This is a genomic window from uncultured Stenotrophomonas sp. (assembly GCF_963519925.1).
Lineage (GTDB): Bacteria > Pseudomonadota > Gammaproteobacteria > Xanthomonadales > Xanthomonadaceae > Stenotrophomonas > Stenotrophomonas maltophilia_AE.
This window is the reverse complement of record NZ_CAUQPH010000158.1, coordinates 1-7420: the sequence shown is the minus strand read 5'-3', so window position 1 is coordinate 7420 and position 7420 is coordinate 1. Positions and strand designations below refer to the sequence as shown.

The 7420-nt window shown below is 66.0% G+C and carries 8 protein-coding genes and 1 pseudogene; 3 read left to right on the top strand and 6 right to left on the bottom strand.

The window, feature by feature from the left end; genetic code table 11:
• The 3 genes and pseudogenes from RWO33_RS17910 to RWO33_RS17900 all read left to right on the top strand — a co-directional run.
• Window positions 1-421 (top strand): annotated as a pseudogene (locus tag RWO33_RS17910) (DNA primase); the annotation flags it as partial.
• A gap of 24 nt (window positions 422-445) precedes the next feature.
• Entirely contained in the window at window positions 446-1165 is a 720-nt protein-coding gene (locus tag RWO33_RS17905) for a protein tyrosine phosphatase family protein (RefSeq protein ID WP_314106549.1), read from the top strand.
• Window positions 1166-1217: 52 nt separating this feature from the next.
• Entirely contained in the window at window positions 1218-2186 is a 969-nt protein-coding gene (locus RWO33_RS17900; RefSeq protein WP_314106547.1) for a bile acid:sodium symporter family protein, read from the top strand.
• 46 nt (window positions 2187-2232) lie between these two features.
• Here RWO33_RS17900 and RWO33_RS17895 read toward each other — a convergent pair whose 3' ends face one another.
• The 6 genes from RWO33_RS17895 to RWO33_RS17870 all read right to left on the bottom strand — a co-directional run.
• Window positions 2233-2970 (bottom strand): hypothetical protein, encoded by a 738-nt coding sequence (locus RWO33_RS17895; protein WP_314106545.1) that lies wholly within the window; start codon window positions 2968-2970, stop codon window positions 2233-2235.
• A 345-nt stretch (window positions 2971-3315) separates the two neighbouring features.
• Window positions 3316-4284, bottom strand: coding sequence for a calcium-binding protein (locus tag RWO33_RS17890; protein ID WP_314106543.1), 969 nt, complete (start codon window positions 4282-4284; stop codon window positions 3316-3318).
• A complete protein-coding gene (gene cyoE / locus RWO33_RS17885; protein WP_314106541.1) occupies window positions 4281-5174 on the bottom strand; it encodes a heme o synthase in 894 nt (297 codons plus the stop codon). Before cyoE ends, RWO33_RS17890 begins: the two co-directional genes overlap by 4 nt.
• A 4-nt stretch (window positions 5175-5178) precedes the next feature.
• A complete protein-coding gene (locus RWO33_RS17880; RefSeq protein ID WP_314106539.1) occupies window positions 5179-6402 on the bottom strand; it encodes a COX15/CtaA family protein in 1224 nt (407 codons plus the stop codon).
• A 10-nt stretch (window positions 6403-6412) separates the two neighbouring features.
• Window positions 6413-6988, bottom strand: a complete 576-nt coding sequence (locus tag RWO33_RS17875; protein ID WP_314106537.1) for a hypothetical protein — start codon at window positions 6986-6988, stop codon at window positions 6413-6415.
• Window positions 6989-7070: 82 nt separating this feature from the next.
• Window positions 7071-7420: SURF1 family cytochrome oxidase biogenesis protein (locus RWO33_RS17870; RefSeq protein WP_314106535.1), on the bottom strand; the 350-nt coding region annotated here is incomplete at its 5' end.

Sequence of the window (7420 nt, the reverse complement as noted above, 5' to 3'; positions counted from 1 at the left end):
GGCCCCGGCGCAACGGCGCAGCCTGGTGCGTGCGGCCATTGCGATCCTGCTGCAGCAGCCGTCGCTGGCGATGACCCTGGACGGCCATCACTTCGGCGGCCTGCGCCTGCCGGGCGTGGAGTTGTTGATCGAGCTGCTGACCTTGGTGGAACAGCGTCCGGACATCAGCACCGGCGCATTGCTGGAGCACTTCGAAGGCCGCGAGGAGCAGGACGCGCTGCAGAAGCTGGCCGCGCAGACGCTTCCGGGCGATGAGGCGATGTGGAACCAGGAACTGCACGATGCGGTGGCGCAGCTGGAAAAGCAGCTGCTGCTGCAACGCCTGGAGGAGCTTCAGGCAAAGCAGCGCCAGCAGGGTCTGGACGATACTGACAAGTACGAACTGCGCGAGCTGTTGAAGGCACGTGCCACCCTGCGTTGACCGATCGAGGAGGAAGGTGACGTGATGCGATATTGGAACCGCCCTGCTTTCTTCAGTGCCTTCTTGTTGTGTCTGGTTACGTTGGCTCCGGTGAGCAGCGAGGCAGGGCCTCGCTCTACCGGGGATGGTTCTGTTGCTGGCGGCAGCGACGCAGGGCGTCGCTCTACGCAGGATGGGTCGGATGCTGGCGGTGCCGACGCGGGGCGTCGCTCTGCGCGGGATGGGTCGGATGCTGGCGGTGCCGATGCGGGGCGTCGCTCTACGGGAGCTGGCCTGGTAGAGCGAGGCCCTGCCTCGCTGGCCGAAGCCAATCTCGCCCGGACCTTCAAGCATCCTGCCGAAGACCTCTACACCGGCGGGCAACCGACTGCAGAACAACTCCAGCAGGCCGCCACGGCAGGCATCACCACCGTGATCGACCTGCGCCAGCCCACCGAAGACCGCGGCTTCGACGAAACCGCCACAGCGGCGTCGCTCGGCATGCACTACATCCGCATCCCGGTCTCCGGCGCTGCCGGGCTCACCCCCGCCAACGTACAGGCGCTGCACACTGCGCTGGCCGAGGCCGACGGCCCGGTGCTGCTGCACTGTGCCTCCGGCAACCGCGTCGGCGCGCTGCTGGCGTTGCTGAAAGCGCGGCAGGGCATGCCGGTCGATCAGGCCCTGCAATTTGGCCGCGACGCCGGCATAACCTCGCTGGAAGCCAAGACGCGCACGCTGCTCGAGCAGGACACCACGCGTTGATCCTGGCCGTGCGTCACCCTCATTCCCCCAGCTCTACAGGAGCCTGCCCACCATGACCCGCTGGTGGTCGCGCCTGCGACCGGACAACTTCACCCTCGCCCTGCTCGGCACCGTGCTGCTGGCTTCCTTCCTGCCGATGCACGGCGCCGCCGCCCTGGTGCTGGACGATGTCACCGACGTGGCCATTGCCGCGCTGTTCTTCCTGCACGGTGCGCGCCTGCCGCGCGAATCGATCGTCGCCGGCCTGCTGCACTGGCGCCTGCACCTGACCATCCTGGCCTGCACCTTCGTGCTGTTCCCGCTGCTCGGGATGGGCTTCAAGCCACTGGAAGGCTGGCTGCTCACCCCGGAACTCTTCATCGGCGTGCTGTTCCTGTGCGCGCTGCCATCCACCGTGCAGTCGTCGATCGCGTTCACCTCGCTGGCGCGCGGCAACGTACCGGCCGCGGTGGTCAGCGCGTCGCTCTCCAGCATCCTCGGCGTGTTCCTGACCCCCCTGCTGCTGGCCCTGCTGGCCGGCACCGCAGGCGGCATGCACAACCCTGGCGAGGCCATCCTGGGCATCATGCTGCAGCTGCTGGTGCCATTCGTGGCCGGCCACCTGCTGCGGCCGTGGATCGCCCGCTGGGTGGAGCGGCAGCGCGCGCTGCTGCGCTATACCGACCAGGGCACGATCCTGCTGGTGGTGTATTCGGCATTCGGCGAAGCAGTGAACGAAGGACTGTGGAGCAAGACGCCGATCCTGTCACTGCTGGCCGTGGCCGTGGTTGCCGCGGTGCTGCTGGGCGTCGCCATGCCGCTGATCAACCTGCTGGCCAGGAAGCTGGGCTTCAACCGCGAAGACCGCATCACCATCCTGTTCTGCGGCTCGAAGAAGAGCCTGGCCACCGGCGTGCCGATGGCCAAGATCCTGTTTGCCGGCGGCAGCCTGGGCGCCATCGTGCTGCCGATCATGATCTACCACCAGATCCAGCTGATCGTCTGCGCGGTAGTGGCGCAACGGTATGCGCGCCGAGCTTGAGTCGAACGCATTCTCGGGCGGGGTCGATGTTGAACGCCCTGCCGACTCAGTCCACGATCGATCGCGCAATCTCCTTCAACACGTCTGCTTTGCGCTGCACGTCGTCGTTCCCAGTGGCGATCAACTTGTACAGTTTGTCTTTGCCCGCCCACACCAACACTACCTGCCCGCGCCCTTGGTCGTCCATGGACATATCCAGCTGACCAGGCACGCCTTTGATTTCGGTGTTCTGCGCCTCGACAAAGGCTTCAATGACGCCCCCCGGTACGCGGAAATTCTCCTCGTTGAACTCAACGATACCGATCCCGCCAAGACGGAAGAAGCGTGAGAGCCCTGAAGACTTCACGCCATCGATAGCACCCGTTGGCTCCATGCCTATGACTTCAGCGGCGCCCAGCAATGTCCCCTGAAGCGTACTGGGCGGATTTGGCAGTCGCTGGCGCAGGATTGCATTCGATCTCTGTGTTTTCGGAACCGCATTGAACAGCGCCTCTAGGGAAGGTATCGAGTCTCGCTCGACCTTTTCCACACCGGATCGGCTGCGCCGGATCTGCTCGCGGAAATAGTCCTTGACGGGCTCCGGAGCATCCAACTCGGCCAATGGGATGAGCCTGTAGACCCCTTCATCGAGCCCTCTCGCACCCACCTCGCTATCCAGTTCGGCTGCACGCATTACCCGATCGTTGAGCCATTGGCCCACCGCGTCGACTGATTCAGTGGGGGGCGATGCCGACCCTGTTGGAAATGCAGCGGCCAGCAACGTAATTGCGTATTTCATTTTCATACGGATCACCACTCCGTCAGAGCACAGTCAACGACGGGGGTGCGCCTGCGCAGCGCGGCATTCTCATTGTTGCTCCCTGATGGTTGCGAGACATCTCGCAACATCTGTATACGCAGCTGCGCGATGAGAAATTGCGGCACGGGTCCAGGTATCCACAGCAACCGAGTTGTCTGACGGACAGGCACGCGGTTTCCTTACCTGAAGCATTCGGAGAAGCGCAAACCTAACGACGCCTGCAAGGCCGAACTCCGGCAAAGGTCATGCCTTACCGCGCTGGTCGGGTCTGCGTGCGGTCGTTTGGGAAGCGACCCTACCAAGGCACCGCGTCGTCGGGATTCGGCCACGCTACGGATCTGTCAGCGTCCCCACGCTTAGCTCCGGCAGATACACCCACACGTCATAGGACCGATTCACGCCGGTTTCGGCGACTGGATCTTGTTCCGGACGCTCAATCAGGGTGAGCGCGCGGCAGGGCGCCATGCAGCCCCAGAACTGCCCATGCAGCGCTTCCACGCGCACGCTGTACAGCGGCAGGTCCAGCAGGTACGACGCCATGGTGCGGTGCTTCATCTCCGGTGGCGCGTCCGCAAAGGGGTGCCGCATTGCGTGCACGTTGCCGGTGAGCACCAACATCCGCGTTCCGGTCGGCAATGCGCTGAACTGCTGGCGAAGGTGGGTGGCCATCGCCGCATCGCGATCCACATCGCTGTCGTACGCGCTGATTTCAATGTCATAGCCGGCCACGCCGATATCGCGTCCCTGCAGGCGCAGCATGCGCAGCGTTTCGATCAATGCCAGCATGTCGCGACTACGGCGCCCGTCATGCTGGTTGTCCTTCACCCGCCAGAACGGCGAGGTGCGCAGTGCCGCCCGCGCATCCGCATCGCCATTGGAGCGGAGGTAGCGCGCCAGCGCGGCGTTCTCGCTCATCGGCATTTCTAAGCCCAGCCGCATGGGTGCGTCGTTGCGGCTGTAGCGCTCCATCAGCTCGGCCACCAGCAGCGGTGTCTCGGCGGTGCCGTGGTATTCGCCCAGCATTACCAGCCGGTGCTCGCCTGCGAAGGCCATGATCTGCGTGGCGGTGTCCTCCACGCGCGTTGCGGGCGCGGCGCAGGCGGTGCCGCATATCATCGAAGCCACCATCACGGCCATCCAGAGCCATCGCTTCATGCCATCACGTCCTGTTGGGGTCATGGAAGCAATGGCGACGCGATTTACGGATTCAAGGCCGGGCTCAGGCAATGGAGACGGGATGATCCTGTCCCACCCAGCCCCGTCGTAGCGCCGGGCTCTGCCCGGCCGCCGTTCGATCACAGGAACGGCAGCATCCAGTGATCCACCATCAGGAAGGCGAACAGTGCCATCAGGTAGACGATGGAGTAGCCGAACATCTTCATCGAGAACAGCTCGTCCGGCGGGTTCAGCATGCGCCAGGCGTACCAGACGAACACGGCGTTGAGCACCACCGCGCCGCCCAGGTAGAACAACCCGCTCATGCCGACCACGGTAGGCAGGATGCTGACGATGGCAAGGATGATCGAATAGACCAGGATGGATTTGCGGGTATACGCCACGCCGTGGGTGACCGGCAGCATCGGGATCTTGGCCTTGGCATAATCCTCGCGGCGGAAGATCGCCAGCGCCCAGAAATGCGGCGGGGTCCAGATGAAGATGATCAGCACCAGCAGCGAGGCGTAGGCCCAGTCCCACGGACCCTGCATGCCGGTGATCGCCGCCCAGCCCAGCAACGGCGGGGTCGCACCGGCGAGGCCGCCGATGACGATGTTCTGCGAGGTCGCGCGCTTGAGATACACGGTGTAGATCACCGCATAGCCGATCAGCGAAGCGAAGGTCAGCACCGCGGTGATGACGTTCACCCACAGCACCAGGATGGTCATCGACAGCACGATCAGCACGCCGGCGAACACCAACACCTGCCACGGCTTGACCTTGCCCACCACCAGCGGTCGCCATGAGGTGCGCGCCATCTGCGCGTCGATCTGCGCGTCCAGCAGCTGGTTGATCGCGGCGGCCGCCGAGGCGGCCAGCCAGATGCCCAGGAACCCCAGCGCGCCACGCAGCGCCTGCTCGGCGGTGGGCAGCGCGGGAATGGCCAGGAACATGCCCACCAGCGCGGTGAACACGATCAGTGCCACCACCTTCGGCTTGGTCAGATCCCAATACTGGCGAACGTTGCTGGTCATCGGATCAACCCACGCCCCGGTCGGCCAGCTCCACGCCAGCGCCGACCGCTGGTCGGCTGCTCTCCGCCGCGGGTTCGCGCAACCGCGCCAGCAGGGTCACCAGCACGAACAGCAACGCCACCGCGCCACCGCTGTGTGCCACCGCCACTTCCAGCGGCACCGCCAGCTTCACGTTGAGGATGCCCAGGGTGATCTGCAGCAGCACCAGCAGGCCCAGCGCGCTGGCCCAGCCGCGCATGCTCGGCAGCCGGTACAGGCGCAGCGCAAGCCACAGCAGGTACACCGCCACCACCACCGCGAACATGCGGTGCGCCATCTGGATCGCAATGCGCGAGGCGCCGTCGAGCACGCCCCCTTCGTAATCCACGCCGATGCCACGCCACAGGGTGAAGCCTTCCTTGAAATCGTGCGGCGGCCACCACTGGCTAACGCAGCGCGGGAAGTTGTCCAGCGAGGCACTGCCGCCACCGCAGGCCAGCGCCGCGTAGTTGGCGCTCACCCAGCCGCCCAGCGCGATCTGCGCGACCAGTACCGCCACGCCAATGCGCAGCAGCCATTTCAGCTTCGGCGCTTCGACCAGGGTGATCGGCATGTGCGTGGCACGCCACGCCATCCAGACCAGCAGGCCGAACATCAGCATGCCGCCCAGCAGGTGGCCCATCACCACGATGGGTTTGAGCAGCAGGGTCACCGTCCACATGCCCAGCAAGGCCTGGAAGATCACCACCGCCAGGGTCAGCAACGCAGCGCGCGCCAGGTCGATGTTGTTCCAGCGCAGTGCGGCGACCAGCAGGATCACCTCGCCGGTAATGGCCAGGATGCTCGCCGGGACGTGGTGCCCCAGCATGTACAGCGGTATGCCGGTGGCCACCAGTACGCACGCGGTGACCACTGCGGTAGTGCCCCAGTTGCGCCGGCGCACGGCCAGCAGCGCCAGGGTGAGGATTTCAATGCCCAGCGCACCGGCCAGGAAACGGTGCACCTGTTCGCGCCACGCCTTGTGCGTTTCCAGCGGGCGGATCTTCGCCGCCTCGTGGCCGATCACCTCCTGCGCGTGCTGCGGCCAGGTGACGCGGCCATAGCAGGTCGGCCAGTCCGGGCAGCTCAGGCCGGCATCGGACAGGCGCACGAACGAACCGAACATGATCGTGCTGGCCGTCATGATCAGGGCGAACCACGCCAGACGGTGGAAATTGCGATGCAGCGCCGGGCGCGCGGTGGGGTTCATCAAACGGAACTCACTTCAGTTTCAACAGCGTGGCCATGTCCTTGCGCAGACCGGCCAATTCGAATCCCGGCGCATAGCGCATGATCACGAACCCGTTTGGGTCGATCACATACACGGGCGTGCCGGCGGCGTCATCCACGGCGGGCAGGGCGGCACGCAGGCTCGGCTGGGGGGCCAGCACGCGCAGGGCGGGAAGGCCCTGTGCCTCGGCCGGCGGCGTACCCAGCCACAGGATCTCGACATTATCGGCCCTATGGCCGAACAGCTGCCACACCTTGCCCAATCCCTGCGACAAAGTGACGCACTCGGCGGTGCAGTTTGGCGCGGGCGCCACCAGGATGCGCCAGACGTGCGCATCGGGATTCCACGGGTAGGCATCGCCGCTGGCCAGGGTGGGCGGCAGCGCGCGCGCGTCCACCGGCGGTTGCAGCATCTGCCCGGTATTGCGGTGGGCGGCCGGTTGCCAGCCGGAGAAGCGCAGTACGCCGGCCAACGCCATCGCGCCGAAGAACAGGCCGAACAGCGCGACCAGGGTCCAGCGGCCACGGTTGCGGGCCTTCAGCTGTTCCGGGGTGATGGCATTCATGCGTGGGATTTTCTCATGGTTGGGTGGGGCGTGCCGGCGGCGCGGACGGTTTGGGCCTGCGTGGGCCGGCCAACGGCCGGCGCTACCGGTGGGGAGGATCGCGCGCGGGAGGGCGGCGGGAGCGCCATTCGAGGAGGAGGGCGACGATGAGGACGGTGAGCGCCAGGGCGAACCACTGCACGGCGTAACCCAGGTGGCGGCTGGGCGGCAGGGTGTTGGGCAGCAGGTCCAGGTCGCGCGCGTGGCCGCCGGGCAGTGCCGGATCCAGGCGCAGCACCGGGATGCGCAGGCTGCGCGCGGGCAGCTTCAGCGCGGCGGCCACCTCGTCGGGCGGAATGCGGTTGGCCAGCCATACGTCGGGCTGCGCTGCAGGGGTCAATGCCGGACCAAGCGCGATGCCGGTGGCCGGGGGCGGTGCGAGCAGGCCGGCAA

Excerpts from the sequence above, each read along its gene's own strand:
- cyoE (WP_314106541.1), bottom strand. The coding sequence starts at position 5,174 with ATGACCAGCAACGTTCGCCAGTATTGGGATCTGACCAAGCCGAAGGTG.
- RWO33_RS17900 (WP_314106547.1), top strand. The coding sequence starts at position 1,218 with ATGACCCGCTGGTGGTCGCGCCTGCGACCGGACAACTTCACCCTCGCC.
- RWO33_RS17905 (WP_314106549.1), top strand. The coding sequence starts at position 446 with ATGCGATATTGGAACCGCCCTGCTTTCTTCAGTGCCTTCTTGTTGTGT.
- RWO33_RS17875 (WP_314106537.1), bottom strand. The coding sequence starts at position 6,988 with ATGAATGCCATCACCCCGGAACAGCTGAAGGCCCGCAACCGTGGCCGC.
- RWO33_RS17895 (WP_314106545.1), bottom strand. The coding sequence starts at position 2,970 with ATGAAAATGAAATACGCAATTACGTTGCTGGCCGCTGCATTTCCAACA.
- RWO33_RS17880 (WP_314106539.1), bottom strand. The coding sequence starts at position 6,402 with ATGAACCCCACCGCGCGCCCGGCGCTGCATCGCAATTTCCACCGTCTG.